At 42.1% G+C, this 19,836-nt stretch carries 15 protein-coding genes; 3 read left to right on the forward strand and 12 right to left on the reverse strand.

The genetic code is table 11. The features are described 5' to 3' along the window. Positions 1 to 120: 120 nt before the first annotated feature. From SGRA_RS17510 to SGRA_RS17535, 6 genes are all read right to left on the reverse strand, one after another. A complete protein-coding gene (locus SGRA_RS17510; RefSeq protein ID WP_015694148.1) occupies positions 121 to 1,695 on the reverse strand; it encodes a CHAT domain-containing protein in 1,575 nt (524 codons plus the stop codon). Between the two features lie 263 nt (positions 1,696 to 1,958). Next, positions 1,959 to 2,963, reverse strand: a complete 1,005-nt coding sequence (locus tag SGRA_RS17515; protein ID WP_015694149.1) for a cation diffusion facilitator family transporter — start codon at positions 2,961 to 2,963, stop codon at positions 1,959 to 1,961. A 6-nt stretch (positions 2,964 to 2,969) separates the two neighbouring features. Beyond that, positions 2,970 to 4,352, reverse strand: coding sequence for a DEAD/DEAH box helicase (locus SGRA_RS17520; protein WP_015694150.1), 1,383 nt, complete (start codon positions 4,350 to 4,352; stop codon positions 2,970 to 2,972). Positions 4,353 to 4,579: 227 nt separating this feature from the next. Next, positions 4,580 to 6,559, reverse strand: a complete 1,980-nt coding sequence (locus SGRA_RS17525; RefSeq protein ID WP_015694151.1) for a BRCT domain-containing protein — start codon at positions 6,557 to 6,559, stop codon at positions 4,580 to 4,582. 58 nt (positions 6,560 to 6,617) lie between these two features. Then, entirely contained in the window at positions 6,618 to 7,643 is a 1,026-nt protein-coding gene (locus SGRA_RS19635) for an OmpA family protein (protein ID WP_015694152.1), read from the reverse strand. A 13-nt stretch (positions 7,644 to 7,656) separates the two neighbouring features. Continuing rightward, on the reverse strand, positions 7,657 to 8,475 hold the full coding sequence (locus SGRA_RS17535; RefSeq protein WP_245538579.1) for a protoglobin domain-containing protein: 819 nt from the start codon (positions 8,473 to 8,475) through the stop codon (positions 7,657 to 7,659). A gap of 450 nt (positions 8,476 to 8,925) precedes the next feature. Between SGRA_RS17535 and SGRA_RS17540 the strand changes: the two genes are divergently transcribed. Beyond that, on the forward strand, positions 8,926 to 9,417 hold the full coding sequence (locus SGRA_RS17540) for an LURP-one-related/scramblase family protein (RefSeq protein WP_015694155.1): 492 nt from the start codon (positions 8,926 to 8,928) through the stop codon (positions 9,415 to 9,417). A gap of 6 nt (positions 9,418 to 9,423) precedes the next feature. Next, positions 9,424 to 9,915 carry an LURP-one-related/scramblase family protein gene (locus tag SGRA_RS17545; protein ID WP_015694156.1) on the forward strand — a complete coding sequence of 164 codons (492 nt, stop codon included), beginning with the start codon at positions 9,424 to 9,426 and terminating at the stop codon, positions 9,913 to 9,915. A 234-nt stretch (positions 9,916 to 10,149) separates the two neighbouring features. On the opposite strand, the gene SGRA_RS17550 is transcribed toward SGRA_RS17545, so the two are convergent. The 5 genes from SGRA_RS17550 to SGRA_RS22345 all read right to left on the reverse strand — a co-directional run bounded on the left by SGRA_RS17550 (position 10,150) and on the right by SGRA_RS22345 (position 15,981). After that, positions 10,150 to 10,767 (reverse strand): peroxiredoxin-like family protein, encoded by a 618-nt coding sequence (locus tag SGRA_RS17550; RefSeq protein WP_015694157.1) that lies wholly within the window; start codon positions 10,765 to 10,767, stop codon positions 10,150 to 10,152. Positions 10,768 to 10,791: 24 nt separating this feature from the next. Beyond that, positions 10,792 to 12,330 carry a polyamine aminopropyltransferase gene (locus tag SGRA_RS17555; RefSeq protein WP_015694158.1) on the reverse strand — a complete coding sequence of 513 codons (1,539 nt, stop codon included), beginning with the start codon at positions 12,328 to 12,330 and terminating at the stop codon, positions 10,792 to 10,794. 88 nt (positions 12,331 to 12,418) lie between these two features. Next, positions 12,419 to 12,988, reverse strand: a complete 570-nt coding sequence (locus SGRA_RS17560; RefSeq protein WP_015694159.1) for an energy transducer TonB — start codon at positions 12,986 to 12,988, stop codon at positions 12,419 to 12,421. Positions 12,989 to 13,070: 82 nt separating this feature from the next. Next, a complete protein-coding gene (locus SGRA_RS17565; protein WP_041329762.1) occupies positions 13,071 to 13,628 on the reverse strand; it encodes an energy transducer TonB in 558 nt (185 codons plus the stop codon). A gap of 139 nt (positions 13,629 to 13,767) precedes the next feature. Further along, entirely contained in the window at positions 13,768 to 15,981 is a 2,214-nt protein-coding gene (locus SGRA_RS22345) for an SDR family NAD(P)-dependent oxidoreductase (RefSeq protein WP_015694162.1), read from the reverse strand. Positions 15,982 to 16,518: 537 nt separating this feature from the next. Here SGRA_RS22345 and SGRA_RS17575 point away from each other — a divergent pair. Continuing rightward, positions 16,519 to 16,974, forward strand: coding sequence for a hypothetical protein (locus SGRA_RS17575; RefSeq protein ID WP_041329763.1), 456 nt, complete (start codon positions 16,519 to 16,521; stop codon positions 16,972 to 16,974). Between the two features lie 1,145 nt (positions 16,975 to 18,119). On the opposite strand, the gene SGRA_RS17580 is transcribed toward SGRA_RS17575, so the two are convergent. Beyond that, positions 18,120 to 19,784 (reverse strand): IS1182 family transposase, encoded by a 1,665-nt coding sequence (locus tag SGRA_RS17580; RefSeq protein ID WP_015694165.1) that lies wholly within the window; start codon positions 19,782 to 19,784, stop codon positions 18,120 to 18,122. Positions 19,785 to 19,836 lie beyond the last annotated feature (52 nt).

Consider the following 19,836-nt stretch of genomic DNA (forward strand, 5'->3'; position numbering starts at 1 on the left):
AGACCGAGCAAAATGAGCGTTAGCGAAGTTTTGTGAAGGGCCGAGCAGACCTGCGAGCCGCGCAGCATAGCGGCGGCCGACCTAGCCGAAGGCTAGCCGGCCGCGGGCCCCAAAAGCTAGTTATTTTCGGTAAACTCCTTCTGCATCAGCATCTCGTCGCCAGCGAAAGATCACCGACAAAATTAGAATTAAGCCAATGCCCCCAGCAAAAATGCTGGCCAAAAAAAGTAGGGCATTTCCCATGGTTTTTTCGGCTAAATAGAGCGGTTGATCGATACCAATTTGGACAAAAGCGGCCCAAAAAATGGGGTGGGCAGCTATGCTATTTTTATTGGCCGAAAGGTATTTTAATTTGGCCCTTTGCAAGGCACTGCTTTTATCGGCCCCGGCCGCAATTTGTCGGTAATAATCCTCCATAAGGATAGCCGTGCTCTCGTCATTTACCTGCCAAAGACTAACAAGAGCCGCAGGAGTGCCAGCATACATAAAGGCCCTAGCCAAAGAGGCCGTTGCATTTCCTTCTTGGAAGCGGCCTACGGCTGTTTCGCAGGCAGAAAGGACCACCAAATCGGCAGAAATGGGCAAATTCATAATTTCATTGGCCATCAGCAGATTGTCTTCCTCCTTTTGAGGCAGATTAGAAAAAGCGAGCCCAGATCGCAGCGGCTCTGCTTTATCCTGAATTCCGTGCATAGCCAAATGAATCACGGCATAACGTTTAATGTTAGCCTTAAAATTAGCTTCGCTGGCTAGGCTATCTAGTAAAAAACGGCCCTCAAACTGCCGAGCGAGTCGCCCAATTTCTAGGCGTGTTTTGGGCAAACTTTCTAGTTTTCGGCCTTGCCCTTCTGTGTAAGAGCCTGCAATAGCCAGCATTTGGCCGCCTTTTTTGGGGCGGTCTTTCTGTTGTTCTAAAAACAGGCTACTGCTATAGTGGTAAAAAATGGCTTTATCTTTTATCAAATAGGGCAGATCGCCAAAGCGCTTTTTGCCTGCTGGCCGATTGAGCAGCACCTCAAAAGGAAGTTGTAATAAGGGACCATCAGGAATAATCAGTAGTTTTTTGTTGCTAGGCAGCAAGCTGCTCAAGGGAGCCAAAAGCCGCTCGTACAAAGCCGAAGATTGCTGGACAAAAGGGCCAACTAGCTCTGGCTCGCCTAGTTCTAGTTGTTTGGGGGCGCTTAATTGTTGCCTAAATTGCGCTAGCTCTTCCTCCAATTGATCAGAAGCTAAGCCCAAGCGGAGAAACTGCGCGGTTTCTTGGTCCACATAAAAAACATAAACCATAAAATTGCCCCAGAAATACTCTAGGCAAGCTGTATTAGCGGGCAAATTGGCCTGCAAATCAGCTAAAGAATACTGCCGCAAACTATCCGATAGTTGGGCCAAGGCTTGCTGCTTAAACATAGCTCGGTCTCGAATCCGTTTATACTGCTGGATCCAGCTATATTTTTGCGCATGGCTCTGAGGAGACAAAAGTCCTCTTTCTAGATATAGAGCGGCTTCTTGAAGCAAACTCTCTTGCTTTTCTGCCGATAAAGAGGACCAATTTTCTTCTAAATGCTCAAAAAGGCGATCAATCTGCAGCAAAGAAAAGCTATCTACAGTAGCTAGGCTAGCTGTAGGAACCGGTTGTGCCCAAGACAACTTAAGGGCACAGCAACAGAAGAGGCTCAAGATTAGGATTCTAAACATTTTGGGCTAAATTTATAGAGTGGGGACTCCCAAGATACATAATGCCCAATTGTTCTAAAAACGAAGCCTTAACTTATTATTTATATCTTTCTGTTTTTTTGGGGCTGCCCCTCGCTTCGCTCGGGTCGGGCTGTGTCCTGGCTCGCAGGTCTGCTCGGCCCTGCAGTTTTTTCGCTGCGCTCAAAAACTTGGGTCTGCGGCTTCGCCGCCCCAGTTTCCATCCCTCAGCCGTTGCAGGCTTCGCCTGCCTAGGGGGCAGCAGACTAGCGGCCGTGCATTTTATTGAGCAAAATATTGTCTGCGGTCCAAGCTAACTGCCCTTCAAATTTGGACCTTCGTTTGGGGCAGTCTTTTTTGCTGCAAAGGGGGCAAGAGCTGGGGCGGCAGGCATCTAAATGTACAAAAAGCTCTACAGGCGAAGATAATTTTTCGCGCAAGAGTTGTTCTAATGCTTCTACTTCATCATGCCCTTCTCGGATATCAAAGTACCAAGGCACCGAGAGGTGACAGTCGATATGCAGGTCGCTCCCATACTTAATGATGCGCAGGTTGTGCACGTCAATCCAGTTTTCTTTTCGGTTATCTTGTAAATCTTGTACAATTTTATGGACCAGCTCATAATCTAGCTCATCCATAATACCCGCCAAAGATTTTCGGATAATATGATAGCCCGTATAGGCAATGAGCCCCCCAAATAGAATCGCCACTATATTATCGGCTAACCGAATCCAATATCCCTCTGCCGATTGATATTGCAAAATCATGATGAGGATAAGGCCAAAAATAAGCCCCAAAGTGGAATAAGCATCTGATTTTAGGTGCTGTCCGCTAGCAATCAGCGCAAGAGAATGTGTCTTTTTACCTTGTTTTTCGGCCAGATGGCCCAAAAAATAGTTAACCGCCCCAGCAAAGGCCGTAATATATAGCCCCAAGTCAATAGGGCGCAGCTCATAGTCTCCAGCAAAAAGACGGTAGCCAGCTTGACCAATAATCAATAGGCCAGCAAAAACAATAAGGCTGCCCTCGGCACCAGCAGAAATAAACTCTATTTTTCCATGCCCATAAGGATGATTTTCATCTTTGGGGCGGGCAGCCAGAATGAGGCTGTACAGCCCCAGCGCCCCCGCCACCACATTGATAATACTCTCCAAGGCATCGGTTAAGATACTACTCGAGTTAGTATAAAAGTAGGCGATAAACTTGGCGGCTAAAAGCAAAGCCCCCAAGAGGACCGCCCAAGCCTGTAGGCGAATATTCTGCTGGTCCAAAATACATTACTTTTTGTGGCGATTGCGCTTAGAGGTGGTTTTCTTCTTGGGCGTAGTTTTTTGAATATAGCTTTTGGCTTTTCCATTAAACTGCCGCTTGCGTTTGCTGCTTTTTTGTTTTTGCTTCTGCTTGTAATCCTTTTTTTCATGAAAAGCCCCCTGAAAGTTGGGATCTTCCTTTCTCTTTTGGTGGTCAATTTCCTTGGCAATCTCTTGCTTTTCGGCAAAAGGGGTTTCCGGAATCTCCAAATTGGCCGGTAAGTCATAAACGGGAATGGCCATTCGGATTTTCTTCTGGATTTTCTGAATGTGATATTGCTCGGCCGCTTGGGCAAAGCTAATGGCTGTTCCTGTGCGGAAAGCTCGGCCAGTGCGCCCAATGCGGTGGACATAGTCCTCATGTAGGCGGGGCACTTCAAAGTTAATGACATGGCTCACTTCGGGAATATCAATTCCTCGGGCCATGACATCGGTACTGACCAGAATGCGCAGCAAACCTTCTTTAAATTCCTTAAAGGCATTGATTCGGCTATTTTGGCCCTTATTGGAGTGAATAAGGCGCATTTCACCTTCTAGTCGAGCGTGCTGTAGGGCTTCAAAGACCTTGTTGGCGCTACGTTTAGAGCGGACAAAAATGATGACGCGATCAAAGCCCTCTTCTTTTTGGAAAAGGTGGACCAAAAGATTGAGTTTTGTTCCAAAATTGGGCGTATAATAGAGCCGTTGTTCTACGGTTTCTACGGGGGTGGCTTCTGGGGTAATTTCTACTTTATGGGGAAAATCCATAAAGTTCCAGCTGAGCTCTTCCACTTCTGGCGAGAAGGTGGCCGAAAAAAGCAAATTTTGCTTTTTTCTGGGCAAGAGGTCCAAAAGGGTATTGATTTGAGGGCGGAAGCCCATATCGAGCATGCGGTCGGCCTCATCTAGGATCAGAATTTCTACTTTTCTGAGGTCCAAATTCATTCTTTCGTAGAGTTCGAAGAGGCGGCGGGGGGTACAGACCACCATGTCTGTACCTGCTTCTAGTTGTTTGGCTTGTTTTTGCCAGCCCACGCCGCCATAAAGGCCCACCATTTTAATATCGGTGTATTTGGCTAGCTCTTGTTGCTGTTCCAAAACTTGCAAAACCAATTCTTTGGTAGGCACCATAATAATGGCCCGAATAAAATCAGGCTGATGATATTGCAGTTTTTGCAAAGAAGGCAGGAGGTAAGCCGCTGTTTTTCCGGTTCCCGTTTGGGCAATGCCAATGAGGTGTTGGCCTCCACGAATGAGCGGAATTGCTTTTTCTTGGATGCCGGTGGGTTGTTCAAAGCCTAGATCTTCTAGGGCCTTAATATATTGAGGAGAAAGGCCAAGTGGGCCAAAATTTTCTTTAGTAATAGACATAAATCTGTAGTTAGTGAGCTAGCCTTGGGCCTTTAGGCCCCTTTTTGCCCTTTAGGGCTATTTGTCGAGCCGGCCTAGCGATGCGGAAGGGGGCGGCGAAGCCGCAGACCCAACAAAATGAGCGAAGCGAATTTTGTGCAGGGCCGAGCAGGCTTGCGAGCCCTGTAGCGTAGCGCCGCAGCTTGCTGCGGAGGCCCCCTAAAAAAAGAATGCAAAGCTACAAGAAGTTAACGAAATACAGCAATCTCTACCCCTTTTTGATGTAGCTTTCTAAACATAGGCTCCTGTTTTAATACATAATCAAGACTATAGGAGATATAATTATGGCTGAGATAAATTATCTTTAGTTTGGGGAATTGAAGAATTTCTTGAGGAACTTCCTGAAGCGTTTGAATTTTTAAATCCTGATCGGGGAAGAGCGCTGCTGGCGGTTTCATTGGTGGTGTATAGCTAATGACCAATTCTTCTAAATTTTGGAAATGGACAATTGATTTAGGGACGGCCAGGTCAAAATTATTTCCTGAAATATCCAGCCTTTCCACTTGCGTCCAAGAAAGCATATGTTCGGGGATCTCGCTAAGTCCTAAGTCGAGCAGATGGAGGGTGTTTTTGGCTAGATCATCTGCAAAAAAGGCATCCATCCATTCAGGGTCATTGGATTGAACCACCTTTAGGGCCCCTAGACCTGTACGTTTATAGAATGCTTCCAAAAGGCTCTTGATTTCGAGTTCATTAGGTGCTGCATTGATATATCGATCAATGGTATGGGCAAACTGCAGTTCAGGGAACTGTTCGCTAAAGAGTTTCCAGCGTTTTTTGACCACCGTACTAAAGGAACGAGGGCTGATGCGCTCTATTTGCTTGAGGGTTAATTGTTTGATTTTCTTGTCTTTGTTGGTTTTGTAGAGCACAAATAAAGTAGTGCGGAGCTCAGTAGGGCAGCCGCCTTGTTCCAGCATATAGAGTCCTAGGCGAACCATTTCTGGATCTTCGCTGAGCAGCAACTCCTTCAAGTTGTCTAGCTCTTGGCTAGGCGCTTCTTTGAGGTAGGCCTCTCCTTTTGGTTCGAGGAGCTGCAGCAGGCTTTTTTCGCTTAGGATTTTAATTTGGGGGTATTTGGTGAGCGGATCGCCCTTAATTTTGGGCAGGTCGCCAAGGACTAAAAGTTGGGTTGTGGCGGTAATTTTATTTTTGGGAATCAACTCTAGCTCCTTAAGTTGTTCTTTGAGCTCTCGTTTATTGCTTTTAAACTTTCCTTTGAGCACAATTTCGGCTCCTGCTTTTAGCTCGGGCAAGTTTTCTTGAATGCGTTTTTCGAGCTCGGTAAAAATTTTATCTCTAAAGTTGCTCAAGGGCAAATCAAGCAGTTCAATGAGTTCATTGCTAGACAACTTAGGCAGTTCTTTTTCTGGCTGCTTCAAATAACTGATGCAATCTTGCAGAAAATCAACTTTATAATGATTCTTTTTGGCGGCATTAAAGAGGGGAACAAAATCTTGGAAAAAGGGAGAGGCCTTATCCGATTTATAGCCTCTTTTAAAGTTCTCTAGGGCTGGAAACTGCAGTAGCAGTTCGGCTTGATCCATCAGCGCCATATCGTGCAAAGATAGCTTGCGCAAATTGGGCAATTGGAGCAAAGGGCTATTTTTGTCTACTTTTAGCTTGGCCGAAGGGGCCGAAAATTCTTCTAGGGAAGTTAATTTAGAAAAGTTTTTGCCTAAACGTCTCAAGCTATAAAAATAAAGAATATGTAGCTCTTTCAGTTGAGAAAGCTTGGAAATACTATCTGGAAGTTGCGGGGTATCTTTCCAACGACAGGCTTGTAGATCCAATCTTTCGAGTTTAGAAAGTTGGCCAAAAAAGCTAAAATCTGTTTTTCTGTCAAACTGTTGCCCAGACAAACGGAGCTCGACCAAATTGGGGAAAAGATAGGGCAGTTGCGGCAGGAGCTTAGGCGAATGGGTTTCTAAATAAAGCCGCTTGATTGTAGGCATGGGCTGCGGATCTCGGCCCTCCCATTCAAAATCTTTGGGGAGTTCACTGAGCCTGAGCTCATGGATTTGAAGAGCAAAAAAAGATTTTGGAAAACGGTTGAGGTTGAGTAGGGGAGGAACATCAAAAAATAGCGATTTTTCTTGCTGCACTTGGGCAATTTCGTCGGCAATCATCTTGCGCTCCAGCTTCTCTTCCTCTATATAATGCTTCATTTTCTATATTTTGACGCAAAAATACAGTTTTTGAGGAAGAGAAGGGCCTTAAAGTGCTTTAATTAACCCAAGAAAAAACAACACGTCTATTTTCTTGGGCAGATTTACCCTTAACAGCTTGGCTTTCTCCAAAACCTTTGTAGCTAAGTCGATCTTTAGTAATACCTTCTTGAATTAGATAATCATAAACTGCTTTGGCTCTCTCCTGAGAAAGACGCAAATTACTCGCTTCGCTCCCTTCTGTATCGGTATGGCCAGCAATATTTAACTTTAGCTCGGGCCATTTTTGTAATAAGAGAATCAATTTCTGTAGCTCTTTTTTGCTATGAGGCCGTAAACTTGCCTTTTTATAGTCAAAAGCAATTGGAGAGAGGATGATTTCTGGACGGCTACTATCTGATAGGGAGCGAAGAGAAACATCATCAATGAGGTAATAAGCCATCGCTTTTTCTCCAGGAAATGGCGGAAGCCGTTCTAATTTATTCTGGGAAGCAAAATAACCAATGATCAAAGTTTGAGCGGAATGATCAGCTATAAATTCTTGACTGTAAAGTTGCCAGTTTTCCGCTTGCATGACTTCTTCAAATACAAATTGAGGACTAATTCCTTCAAGTTTTCCATGCTGTTGTTGAACAAAAAGGCTGTCACTGAAAGCAAGCCCCAATCCATGACTATAATATGCAGCCGACTTTTTTTTGCATACCCAAAAACTAAAACGATAACGTTCTCCCTTTTTTAAAGCTTGTTGAAGCTGGATTTGTACATATTCCCGCTCCTCAGAATTTTCATCATAGATCTTTAAGCCGAGCATATTATTTCCACTCTGGGGCAAGTCAATATAACTTAATTCACTCAGGGCAAACTTTAGCTTTTTAAGCTTTTTTTTAGATCGCAACCAAAGGTCTGGGCTAGCTAAATTAGGCGACTGCCAAGCCGCTAAATCGGTTCGGAAGTTTTGCGGACCGCCATAACCCAAAGGTTCTGCTTGACGGTAATTTTCAAAGCTCGGGTTGGGGATAAGCTCCAGGCCTTGAGCCTGCAGAAAACAAGGTATTAAATAGAGGAGGGGGATAAACTTTTTCATGGGGAAGAGGGGATTAAATCGCCAATTCTTGCAAATTGACCAATTTTAAGTTTCTAAAAGCGTAGGCTTTATTTAAAGCATCTTTCATACTACTTTGGCCATCAATTTCTTTAAGTCGAATGTCTAGCTCCAATAAGGTTTGGGCCATAATTGGGCTGATGCCCGAAACCAAGGCCTTGCAGCCCATCAGTTGCACAGCTTTGAGCAATTGCAACAAGCCCTTGGCCTCTTCCAATTGTAAATGATGCAAGCCTTTGATATCTAAAATAAACACCTTAGCCGATACTTCTGAAACTTTATGCAGGGCTTGTCGACTCACTTCCTTGAGCCGCTTTTTGTGCAAAATACCCACCAAAGGCAAAAATAAAATATCGTCCCAAATTTGAGAAAGTGGTGCCGCCAGACGCAGATTTTCCTCTTCCAAAACTGCTTCCTTTCGCTGGTTGTAGCTATCTACAATGATGGCGATTTCCTGCTCGATACGCATATGAAAAGCCTCTAAAAGATCAAAATCTTCTAGCTTCAGTGTTCTAAAAACTTCTCGAAAGAGATGGCCAAATAAAACCATGCCCTCAAAATAAAATTTGAGGGGCAAACCAATGCGCGCATGCACCAAACCAATATTTTTTCGCCTTTCCTGATAGGCTTCATCAAAGTCTAAGGTCCAGAAGTCGGTCCAATAACTTTCATGTAAGGCTTTGAGATGTTTGATTTGCTGCTCGGAGCTAAAAAAATGCTTAAACTCTGACTGGCTCAGCATCCGATCATAAAATTCATCTATAATCTGGGGAAGTTGGCCAAGCATCAAATCGGCATAGCTATGTAAAATCATATCGTCAGCTAAAATTTGTTCTTGACTTAAAACTTTAAGGGGCTGCATCTTATAGGTTCTTGTTCTGCTCCAAATGTACGGAAAATATATAGATGTCTTTATATTATAAAAAAAACTTTTTAAGAAAAGGATAATCCTCTTTTGTCACAAAAAATAGTTATTATTTTTTGGGGCTGCCCCTGCGGCCCTTTGGGCCTTGGGTCGGGCTGTGTCGTGGCTCGCAGGTCTGCTCGGCCCTGCAGTTTTTTCGCTGCGCTCAAAAACTTGGGTCTGCGGCTGCGCCGCACCACTTTCCATCCCTCATCCGCTCATCGGTTTTCTTTGCGCTAGCATTTTGCTTCGGCAAGAAAAACAGCGGCTTTATTGCTTAGCTTAACTTTTTTGTTTATTATTGAGTTGTAGCCAGCTCACTGGCTTTTTTATCCTCATACAACCTTAAAACATAGTAATATGCCCGGGCTATTTCAATTGAAAGAAAAAATCTGGAGTTTTGGAGGCAATTATGTCATTCGAGACCAAAATGAAGAACCTGTTTATGCGGTCAAGGGAAAAGTTTTCTCTTGGGGCAAAGACCTTTCTTTTCAGGACTACAATACTGGCCAAGAGCTGTTTCGCATCAAGCAAATTTTGATGAGCTTTATGCCGCGCTTTGAAATTTTGAAAGATGGGGCTTCGGTGGCGGAAATCCGCAAGGAGTTTCAGTGGTTTGGCCAAAAGTTTACCCTAGATGTGCCTGGCCCAAATGATTATACGATTGATGGCTCTTTTTGGCAAAGAGAATTTGAATTTCGCCGAGCTTCGGGCCTTTCTGCTAGAGTGTCTAAAGAGTTTTGGAATTGGACCGATACTTATGGCATTGAAATTTATGAGGGTGATGAGGCTTTTATCTTGGCCACCGCTATTGTTATTGATTTGGTGCTGTTTGAAAAGAAATCAAACTAAGTAGTCATGTCAAAGCGCTTTCAGCTCAAGGAAAAAGCTTGGAGTCTAGATAGTAGTTATCTAATCCGAGATGAGCTAGACCAAATTATTTATTTGGTAGACGGGAAGTTTTTTTCTTGGGGTAAAGACCTATCTTTTCGAGATTATAAAACAGGACAAGAGTTATTTCAAATTAAAAGACGGCTTTTTTGCCTGTTGCCTCAGTTTGAAATAAAACATAAGGGAGAAGTCATTGCTGAATTACGTAAGCAGTTTTACCTTTGGGGACATCGCTTTAGTTTAAGGTTTTCAGGAGGGTCAAATTACCAAGTTGAGGCTGGCTTTTGGTCCAGAAACTTTGTTGTTAGTGCAAATGAAAAACAATTAGCAAAATTGTCTAAAAAGTTTTGGGCATGGACGGATACTTATAGCGTCGAAATCTATGAAGGAGACGAACAACTAATTTTGGCTGCTGCGGTCATTCTTGATTGTGTTTTATTTAATCATGGTTCAGATTAGACAAAAAAAGAGCGGCTTTGGCCCAGCGCTGCGCAGCGGTGGCCCGAAGGGCCAGACCCAGTTTTTTTGAGCGTAGCGAAAAAAAACGCAGGGCCGAGCGAATAGCGAGCCGCGTAGCATAGCGGCGGCCGACCTAGCCGAAGGCTAGCCGGCCGCGGGCCCCAAAACATAAAAAATCTCAAAAAAAGAGATCAAAAAAAAGCCAGTAGAAAAAATCTACTGGCTTTTGTCGTTTTATTTGCTGGCTTTGAGCACCGCCAACAAAACTTCGGGGGCCAAACGCACTTTATAATTAGGATTGATGTAAGAAAACTGAACTTCTCCTTTTTTATTGAGGACAAAAACAGCAGGCGCAGGCAATTGATAGTGTGTTTCTCCAGAGCTTTTTTCTAAATCGATGCCAAAAGCTTTATAGCGCTTTCTGGTTTTATCGTCTACCTTAAAGGCTAAGCCCAGTTGTTGGGCATACTCCATTTTACTGTCAGAAAAAAGCTGATACTTGAGCTCTTCTTTATCAATGCTTTTCTTGAGATTTTCTGGAAGATCAGGAGAGACGGCGACAACTTGGAAGCCCAGCTCTTTTATTTGGTCTTCAATTTCTTGCAATCCACTAAGTTGTTTATTGCAGTAGGGGCACCAACTTCCGCGGTAAAAGACCAAAACAGTCTTTTCTTTTTTGATCAATTTCTGAACATCTACAGATTCTCCATCTGTATTTTGCAGGCTTCCTTCAGGAATAGTTTCGCCAATAAGGATCGGACAAATTTCATTGGCTGCGGTGGGAACATTTTCGTTTTGGGCAAAAGAAAGACTGGCCCAAAAAAGGAACAAAAAAACAAATAACTTTTTCATAGGAGAGGGTTGTTGTTGATGAAGTTAATACCAGTCCCAATTTCCTTTGCGGTAATAACTGCTAAGTACAGGATCATGAATTCGGTTGATTTCAATTTCTGTTGTATCTATGGGAATTACTGGTTTACCGAATGAAGTAATATGCAAAAGTGCATCTTTGTTTAGCCATTTTGTAGGGATCTGCTCAAGATTAACATTTCTTAAAGCTTTGAGAAAACCTTCTTGGGGCAAATCTTTGGCGCCGAGTGTCCAGCCCCATTGCCCTAGTGTAAGTACTTGATTATGAATTTGTAAACTGCTAAATCCCGCTTCTTTTACTGTTTTGTCAATGCAAGCAAAAGCCTTGCTGGCATAATAAGGGCTGCCCGATTGAATAGAAATGAGTCCGCCTGGCCTTAACTGTTTATAACACATTTTATAAAATTCATAAGAGTATAAACGGCCCAACTCAATACTTTTGGGGTCTGGAAAATCGCAATAAATCAAATCGTAAAAATCTAAGGTCTTTTCCATATACTGAAACGCATCGCCATTGAGAATTTCTACTCGAGGATCTAGCAAGGCGCTGTCATTCATAGTTAAAAAAATGGGGTTGGTTTTGGCCAGCTCGGTCACTTTGGGGTCTAAATCAACCAACATAATTTTTTCAATGCTGGGATATTTGAGTAATTCTCGAACCACGCAGCCATCGCCACCGCCTAAAACTAAAGCCGTTTTGGGATCGGGATGCAAACTGGCGATAGGATGGACCATAGGTTCATGATACATCCATTCATCTAAGGTAGAAAGTTGCTGGTTGCCATTGATATAAAACCAATGATTGCCCTTCCATTCGGTAATAACCAGTTTTTGATACTTAGATTGATGCTGGAAAATGACTTTATCTTTATAACGTTTCTGTTCGCCAAAAAGAATAATAGGTTCTGCCGCAAAAAAACCAGCCAAAAGCACTAAACCTACGGCAAAAGCCCCAATTTTAAAGGCCAATTTATGCGCTTTGGGAAAAAGTTGGCCCAAAAAGACCAATAATAAAAGCGCTACGCCAAAATTGACAGCCCCCAAAACAAAAGGCGTATAGGTAAGGCCCAAATAGGGAAGGCCCACAAAAGCAAAAAATAATCCGCCAATCAAACTGCCGTAGTAATCGTTTTCCATTACCGCAGAAACATTTACCCGCAACTCCTGATAAGCATCATTGAGCCGAACCACCAAAGGAATTTCCATCCCAATCAATAAACCAATCAGAATACAAAAGCTATAAATAAAAACGCCAGTGTATTCCATATAAGCCGTGGCCGTATAGGTAAATAAAGCCGAAAAGGCCACCAAAAGGGAAAGCGTAAACTCAATAATGACAAAACTGCTCAGCAAATTCTTTTCAAAATACTTGGAAATCCTACTGCCCAAGCCCATAGAAAAAAGCATAACAGACAAGACAATCGTAAACTGAAAAACAGAATTGCCCAAAAAATAAGTGGCCAAGGTGGCCAAAATGTATTCGGCCACAATACCCGAAAGACCAGTGGCAAAAAGAGATAATTTGAGAATGTTGGATTTTAACATGACAGCTTGAATAGGTCCATAAAAAAACTAGCCGCCCAAAATAGACAGCTAGTTGCAATTTTGCTAATTTTTAAAGGAGTTCGACCCGCTAATCTTTTTCTGACTTAAATCGAATCGGTACAACCATGCGCATCGAAACTTTTTTTCCGAATTCTTCTGCCGCTTCCCATTTTGCCGTTATGGCTACAACTTTTACGGCATTTAATGCAACTCCCTCTAAACCCAATCCTTCTTCGCCCATAAACCGAAGAAGTTCAATGTTTTCCATTTTTCCCTCAGCTGTTACCACAAATCGAATATAAGCTACCGAATTGATGTTTTTTCCCTTGGCCGCCTTAGGAAAAACAGTAGCAGCCGATAAATCTTTCATCAACGCTAGCTGCCCACAGGTTTTTCGCTCTTCTGGACTTTCATCTTCTGAACATTCTTCTGTAAGATAATAACAATATTTCGGCACATAATCTATAGTCGGAGCCGGTGCGGGTGGTGGCGGCGGTGGTGGCGGCGGCATGTCTTCTACAACTGGCGCTGGAGGAACTGGCGGCGGTGGCGGAATTAAAGTATCAACCTCCACAATATATTGCGGAGCTCCCGCAGCTTGCGTAGCCTGAATTCCCCCTACAAAAAAGAGGAGCAAAAATAAATAGCGATAATACATGAGCATATTTTTCAGAGGTGAAATAAAATCTTTGCCTAAAAGATGTTTGTATGAGTTTTTTGTTGGAAAATGGAGCAAAAAATTAGTCCTGCTCCTCCAATTTAAATTTAATAGGGACAACCATTTTCATCGGGATATATTCCCCCTTATGTTTTGTCGCTTTCCATTTTGCCGTTTTAGCTACGGTTTTTACTGCATTTAATGCAGCTTCTTCAAAGCCCATATTTTCTTCTCCTACTAATTTGGCCAACTCAATATTTTCCATTTTTCCCTCCACAGTTACCGTATAGCGAATGTAAACTGTTGCCTCCAAAGATTTTTCTTTGGCCGTTTTAGGGTAAATAGTGGCCGCTGTTAAAACTTTATGTAAGGCAAGGTCAGCACATCTATTTTTTGACCAAAAATCATCATCGGGACAATCATCAGAAAGATAATAGGGGTCCATGTAGTTTATTTCAAACCCACTATATTGATCTGCTGCAGCTGTTCTTGGCGGTGGCGGAGGTGGTGGCGGAGGAAAAGGAAGTGCTGTTTTCTCTTTTGTTTGCGGAACTAAAGTATCAGCCACTGCAATTGCCGCTAGCATACTATTAACTCCCCCCAGAAAAAAGAGGAACAAAAATAAATAGCGATAATACATGAGCTTGTTTTTCGGCGGTGAAATAAAAGCTTTATCTAAAAGATGTTTATATCAGCTCTTTTGGTGGAAAAACTACCCCAAAAAAAAGCGCGCAAAAAACTTTTGTTTTCTGCGCGCCTCTCTTTATTTCTCTAAAGTTTTACTCAAACTTTTTTCCAGAGCGATCAATAACGGCCGCACTAGCTTGCTGATTGGCAAAAAGAAGCAAATCTTGAATATTTACTCTTTCTGGGCGACTAGCCACAAAGAAAATAGTTTCCGCTACATCTTCGGCTCGCAAGGGCGTGAAATCATCATAAATTTTTGCTTTTTCTTCATCGCCATCAAAACGAACCAAAGCAAATTCAGTTTCTACATGCCCCGGATGAATAGCGGCTACCCGAACGCCATAGCGATGCAAATCTAAACGCATTCCTTTGGTGAGCATATCTAAAGCGGCTTTTGTGGCGCAATAAACATTTCCGTCAGAATAAGCTTCTTTGCCTGCAATCGATCCGATGTTGATAATAAATCCTTTTTTATTTTGGACCATAATCGGACTGATCGCCCGGCTCAAGTAAAGTAATCCTTTCAGATTGGTATCAATCATTGTTTCCCAATCCTCAATTTTTCCCTCATGAATGGGGCCTCTACCTTTTGCCAAGCCCGCATTATTGATCAAAATATCAATGTTGCTCCAAGATTCGGGCAATTTGGCCAAGGCGGCATCAATTTCTTCTTTATTTCGAACATCAAAAGAAAGCGTTTGCACTTCTAACTGCTCAAAATTTTCACGTAATTGCTCCGAAAGTTCTTCTAAACAGGCTGCTCGGCGACCAGTTAATACCAAACGGTAACCTGCGCGAGCAAATTGCCAAGCCGTAGCCCGACCAATACCAGAGGTTGCGCCCGTAATAAAAACAACTTCTTCTGCATGAGGTGAGCGCAAAATTTCTTCTTCCGATTCAGGCAGTTGTAATTCTTCGGCCAATGGTTTTTGTTCTTCTGGGCGAATCACTTTATACAACTGATCCAATTCTTCTGCCTGCAATTCGGGATTTAGCAAACAAGCTTGCAAATAATTTGCTCTGGCCGCTTCAATTTGTCCCTGTTTTGCCTGGCAATCGGCCAAAGCCAAATAAGCCAACTCATATTGCGGATCAATTTCTAAGGCCCGATGCAATAATTCATTCACTCTAAACAATGAGGCAAATCTTTTGCGCAAATGCAAAGCATACTCATAATAAAGCGCTGCCGATTCTTCATTGACAAAAATTGCTTTTTTATAATATTCTTGCGCCAATTGCTGCTCTTCTTCCTCAAAATGACGATCTAACAAACGCGCCAACCAAATCAAAGCGCGACCATTACTGGGATCCAACACTAAAATTCGTTCATAAGCCAAACGGGCTACTTCATAATCCGCTTCTTCCGTTTCGGTTTCTGCAATGACAAAAAGCGCATCCAAAGAGCGAACTTCTGTCAAATATTCTTGGGCCGCTTCCAAATTTTCGTCTTCTAAAACTACTTTTTCGGTCGCCACTTCTTTTTCTTCCTCTTTTTCTAGAACGGTCGGAATTTCTTCCACTTTTTCCTCTTCTACAGCTTCCATGGGTTCTTTTTCCTCCGCTGTTTTTTCTTCCTCTTCGATTTCCTCAACAGAATTTTCTGCCTGCTCTTCTTCCGCTTCTTTTTCTTCTAGGGGCGTTTCTTCAGGGCTTTCCGCTTCCAAAATTTCTTCTTCGGCCCGAGATTCTACTTCTATTTCTGGAGCTTCTTCAATTTCTGCTTGCTCTTCTTCTGTTTCTTTTTCTTCGCTTTTTTGCAAAGCTGTAATATCGATTGCTTGCAAAAGGCGACTAAACTCGCTGGCTTCAAAGTCGGCCCAAGGACTAGGCGAAAGCGCATTGATTTTTCGCAAAAAGCTGCCAATATTTGTCGATAAACGTTTGGCAAAAAGTTTTTTCGCTTCAATTTCTTCTAATTCATCGGCTGCTGCTTCTCGGTTGGCTTTGCGCAGGCGAATCCATTCCTCATGCCAAAAATCTCGGTAGCGCATGAGTTCATGAATGGTTTTTGTCTGCGTGGGCGTTTCGATAATTTGGCCGTTAACATCTTTTTGCCGACCATTTAAAATAATGGGCAAAATTCGCTCGGTTTCTAGCATCAGCGAGCTCAGCGCTTGCATGGCCAGATGATCTTTTAAAAAGTTATCGCTAAGTAGCAGCAAAACTTTTTCTTCACTATTTTCTAGCTGCTGGGGGCTGGGGTTGGCCACTAACTGGACTTGGCTGCCAGCAAAAAAATGCTGCAAGCGTTGAAATTCTTCGCTGTTGGCCGCTACATATAATACAGGGAGTTGATATTGAGGCATAGTTTGACGTTATTTTTTTCCTTGGCCTAAAGTAAGGGCTTTTGAAAAGAAATGAAAGTTTAAAACTACAGAACTTTTCATTTTAGATAAAAATTAGAGCTATTTTTTGGGGCCTCCGCCTCCCTTCGGTCGTCGGCGCTACGCTTTGGGGCTCGCTGTTCGCTCGGCCCTGCGTTTTTTTCGCTGCGCTCAAAAAACTGGGTCTGGCCTGCGGCCACCCCGCCGCATCGCTAGGCCAGTCGCTTCGCTCCTTCTAGACGCAGAAATTTAGTTCTGCTAGTTATGGGCCGATGGTTTTAACCATCGGCTCATTTTTTTGGATGTAGAATGGATTTCTTTTTTGCTGTGGGTTTTAACCCACTGGTCAAGAAAACCATCAAGAAAAATCCCCCTTTCAAATAGCGGCTTTCAATTAGCGATGGGGATAAAAATTACATTGATTTTTCGGCCACTTTTTTTCTAAAAAATTATTAGTCAGTCTATTGACATTATTATTTTTTAGTCGTAACTTTAAAAACAACAAAAAAATGGCGCCCCATGATGACTCTCGAACAAAAAATGCAGGATTATAAACTGACTAAGAAAATGCTCAAGGCTTTTTACGGCATTTCTTATCCCACTTTGCGCAAACGCCTGCGCGCTGCGGGTTTGGACCATTTTATTGGCCGCAGAAAATTTTTCTTTGCCGAATTTCTCCTCATTTTTAAGGCATTGGGCCAACCTACAAGCATTTTAGAAGAAGTTGCAGAACTGGCCCTTATTTATGAGCAACTCATTAGCTTGGGCTTATTGCAGGGGCAATCTCAGAAAGATTTGCCGCAAAAAGGACAAAAAAAGGAGGAAATTCTTTTTTCCTCGTCAAAATTACGGCTTTTGCAAAAGCCCTTGGCTTTGCTCAATCGCTTTATTGCGCTCTATTATCAAGTTTTACTAAATGGTTTGGACCTTTTATATGGCCCAACAAAAAAATATGCTGTTCAACAAGCAGCTTAGCTTCGTCTATCAAGAATAGCAGTTATTTTAGCCCTCAATTTTTACAATCTAATTTTTTATAGCCATAGCCTAAAGCTCATGGTTGTAAGTCTATGCAAACTGGCGGGCTGAAGCCCTTGTTTGCTGGGAAATGGAAAAGGATTTTAGTTGACTTTTCCTGAGCCGATGGTTTCAACCCACTGGTCTAGAAAACCATCAAGAAAAAATCCCCCTTTCAATTAGCAGCTTTCAATTAGGTTCAAGCCTAAAAACAACAAAATTTTTCTTCGGCGGAAAAACTGCGGTGGTCTGTAGGTTGAAACCTACAGCCAGGCAACAAAAAGGCATTTCATTTTAAATGGAGGTTTAAAAACCTCCATAAAAAAACAGGGATTAAAATTTCTCTTGGGGAAAATCAATGGACCAAAAATCATCATGTTCAAAGCGGCAGAGGATTTTAATCCTCTCCGCACTATAGATGTAGAATAGGATTGTTGTATGGCTGTGGGTTTCAACCCACAGGTTCAAAAAAACAACCGCCCCGAAAAAGGAAACGGTTTTAGTTTAATTTTTTAGGAGCCGATAGTTTTAACCATCGGCTCATTTTTTTGGATGTAGAATGGCCTCCCTTCTTGCTGTGGGTTTTAACCCACTGGACCAAAAAAAACTTCAAAAAAAACACCGCCCCAACCACAACCGCAAAAATAATCCCCTCGAATGAGGGGATGACAATTTTTTGCTTAGCCTAGGGCCTTGGCCCTGGGGTTCCTATGAAATTTATGGGCGCTAATAATAGACATTATTTTTAGTCTTTAATTTTTAGTGTGGAACTTGTTTTATGGTCATGGGCTAAAGCCCATGCTTGTAAGTCTATGCAAAGAGCGGGCTGAAGCCCTTGTTTGCTGGGAAATGGAAAAGGATTTTAGTTGACTTTTCCTGAGCCGATGGTTTCAACCCACTGGTCTAGAAAACCATCAAGAAAAAATCCCCCTTTCAATTAGCAGCTTTCAATTAGGTTCAAGCCTAAAAACAACAAAATTTTTCTTCGGCGGAAAAACTGCGGTGGTGGGGCTGTTGAGGAAGTCAAAAGTCATTTTTAGGACTAAAAAAATAAAAAATGTTAATAAGTGTCCATTTTTTACAAAAAGGCAATACTTGCCCCTTAATTACCCTCTTTTTGCGGCAATACTTTTGTTATTTCTGTTAAAAAGAGTCGTTTTTGATGTTTTTGGACAGACTTCGTCCATAGTTCGAGCTTTATGCTTTGCTAGTTTGGCAATATTCATACTCATAGCAAGCAAGCCGACCTCTATATTCACCTTCTTTAATCCTCGAAGCATCAGTCGCCGAAAGCCTTTGTTTTGTTTTAGCTCTCCAAAACAGCCTTCAACATCTACTGATCTTCGTTTTCGTTTTCTAATCCCCTCTTCACTTAAAAGTAATTTTCTTGCTTTGGCTCTTAATCGCTCTAGATTAGGCGTTCTATGGATTCTTCGATTTGTAGAGGTTTTTTTATTTGAGTTCTGTTTTAAGCAGGGCTCCATCAGCGCACAGCCCTTACAGTCTGCTGCTTCATATATATTTGTTTCTTTAATGTAGCCTGACCGAAGTGTCTTTTTAGTCTCTCCTATTCGGTTTATTTTTTTCCCAACAGGACAAATATAAAAGTCACCTTTTTCATCATAGTGAAGGTTTCTAGCATTCGCAAACTCTTTTGTTTTAAAATTTCTTCGATGCTCTCTGTAAAAAGAGCCATACTTTACAAAACCCTCTATTCCTTTTTCTTCTAAAAAAAGATAATTTTCTTCGCTTCCATAGCCAGCATCTGCGGTAACTTGCTTGGGATAAAAATTATAACGCTCTTTAAATCCCTCTAAATGACGGATATAGGTGGCCATATCAGAAGATGTTCGCTCTACTGAATAATGAGTAATTACTCTATTGGATGTCGAAAATTGAATATTGTAATTTGCTTTAAGCTGGCCATTTTTTAAATGATCATCCTTAGTTCGCATAAAGGTGGCATCATGATCCGTTTTACTATAACTTCCACGGCCATCTATAATAGCTTCCTGATCTTCATAACGTTTATAGCGATCTGCAAATTTATTTATCGCCCTTAAGTTTTTTTTTTCTTCCTTGGCGATCTTTGCTTTTATTTCCTTATCTGACACTAACTGATTGATTCTATCAACAGTCTCTTGTATCTTTTCTGAGCTAGCCTTTTTTCCTAAATTTAAGGGCTCAATCTCTTGTTCCTCAGACTTATAAAGGCCTTCTAAATAAGCCCAGAAACCTTCCAGGCGCTCTCTGATTTTTTCTTTACTACTAGATAAACGATTCGCCCAAACATAAGTATAGCGATTTGCATTAGCCTCTAATTTTGTCCCATCTGTATAAACATCTTGCAAATCAACTAGACCTGCTTCTGCAAGTAGCAAAACGATATCTGTAAAAATATCTTTAAACATCTCTCCCTCAAATCCTTGTAGGCGCTTTGAGCGAAATATACTAATCGTAGAATGATCTGGAGTAGAACGGCCACTCAACCAAATAAAAGGAATACTCTCTTTTAAGGCTTTTTCTATTTTTCGAGAAGAGTAAGTGTTGTCTAAATACGCATAAATCAACACTTTAATCATCATTTTCGGGTCGTAAGATGAGCTTCCTCCACCTTTATAACTATCATATAGGCGTTTCAAGTTGACTTGTTCAATCACTTGATTGACAACTCGAACAGGGTGATCTGCTGGAATCCATGCTCCTAAATCCTCAGGAAACATGCTCATCTGATTTTGTTGGCTATTGCGAAATACAGCTTTTCTTTTCATCCTTAAATTTACAAAAAATAGACAACTTATACAACTATATACCTATATAGTT

This window comes from Saprospira grandis str. Lewin, from assembly GCF_000250635.1.
GTDB classification, from domain to species: Bacteria; Bacteroidota; Bacteroidia; order Chitinophagales; family Saprospiraceae; genus Saprospira; species Saprospira grandis.

Excerpts from the sequence above, each read along its gene's own strand:
- SGRA_RS17535 (WP_245538579.1), bottom strand. The coding sequence starts at position 8,475 with ATGATTTTACATAGCTATGCCGATTTGATGCTTGGCCAACTTCCCCAG.
- SGRA_RS17560 (WP_015694159.1), bottom strand. The coding sequence starts at position 12,988 with ATGTATTATCGCTATTTATTTTTGCTCCTCTTTTTTGTAGGGGGAATT.
- SGRA_RS17545 (WP_015694156.1), top strand. The coding sequence starts at position 9,424 with ATGTCAAAGCGCTTTCAGCTCAAGGAAAAAGCTTGGAGTCTAGATAGT.
- SGRA_RS19635 (WP_015694152.1), bottom strand. The coding sequence starts at position 7,643 with ATGAAAAAGTTTATCCCCCTCCTCTATTTAATACCTTGTTTTCTGCAG.
- SGRA_RS17510 (WP_015694148.1), bottom strand. The coding sequence starts at position 1,695 with ATGTTTAGAATCCTAATCTTGAGCCTCTTCTGTTGCTGTGCCCTTAAG.
- SGRA_RS17580 (WP_015694165.1), bottom strand. The coding sequence starts at position 19,784 with ATGAAAAGAAAAGCTGTATTTCGCAATAGCCAACAAAATCAGATGAGC.
- SGRA_RS17540 (WP_015694155.1), top strand. The coding sequence starts at position 8,926 with ATGCCCGGGCTATTTCAATTGAAAGAAAAAATCTGGAGTTTTGGAGGC.
- SGRA_RS22345 (WP_015694162.1), bottom strand. The coding sequence starts at position 15,981 with ATGCCTCAATATCAACTCCCTGTATTATATGTAGCGGCCAACAGCGAA.
- SGRA_RS17550 (WP_015694157.1), bottom strand. The coding sequence starts at position 10,767 with ATGAAAAAGTTATTTGTTTTTTTGTTCCTTTTTTGGGCCAGTCTTTCT.
- SGRA_RS17565 (WP_041329762.1), bottom strand. The coding sequence starts at position 13,628 with ATGTATTATCGCTATTTATTTTTGTTCCTCTTTTTTCTGGGGGGAGTT.
- SGRA_RS17525 (WP_015694151.1), bottom strand. The coding sequence starts at position 6,559 with ATGAAGCATTATATAGAGGAAGAGAAGCTGGAGCGCAAGATGATTGCC.
- SGRA_RS17575 (WP_041329763.1), top strand. The coding sequence starts at position 16,519 with ATGATGACTCTCGAACAAAAAATGCAGGATTATAAACTGACTAAGAAA.
- SGRA_RS17520 (WP_015694150.1), bottom strand. The coding sequence starts at position 4,352 with ATGTCTATTACTAAAGAAAATTTTGGCCCACTTGGCCTTTCTCCTCAA.
- SGRA_RS17555 (WP_015694158.1), bottom strand. The coding sequence starts at position 12,330 with ATGTTAAAATCCAACATTCTCAAATTATCTCTTTTTGCCACTGGTCTT.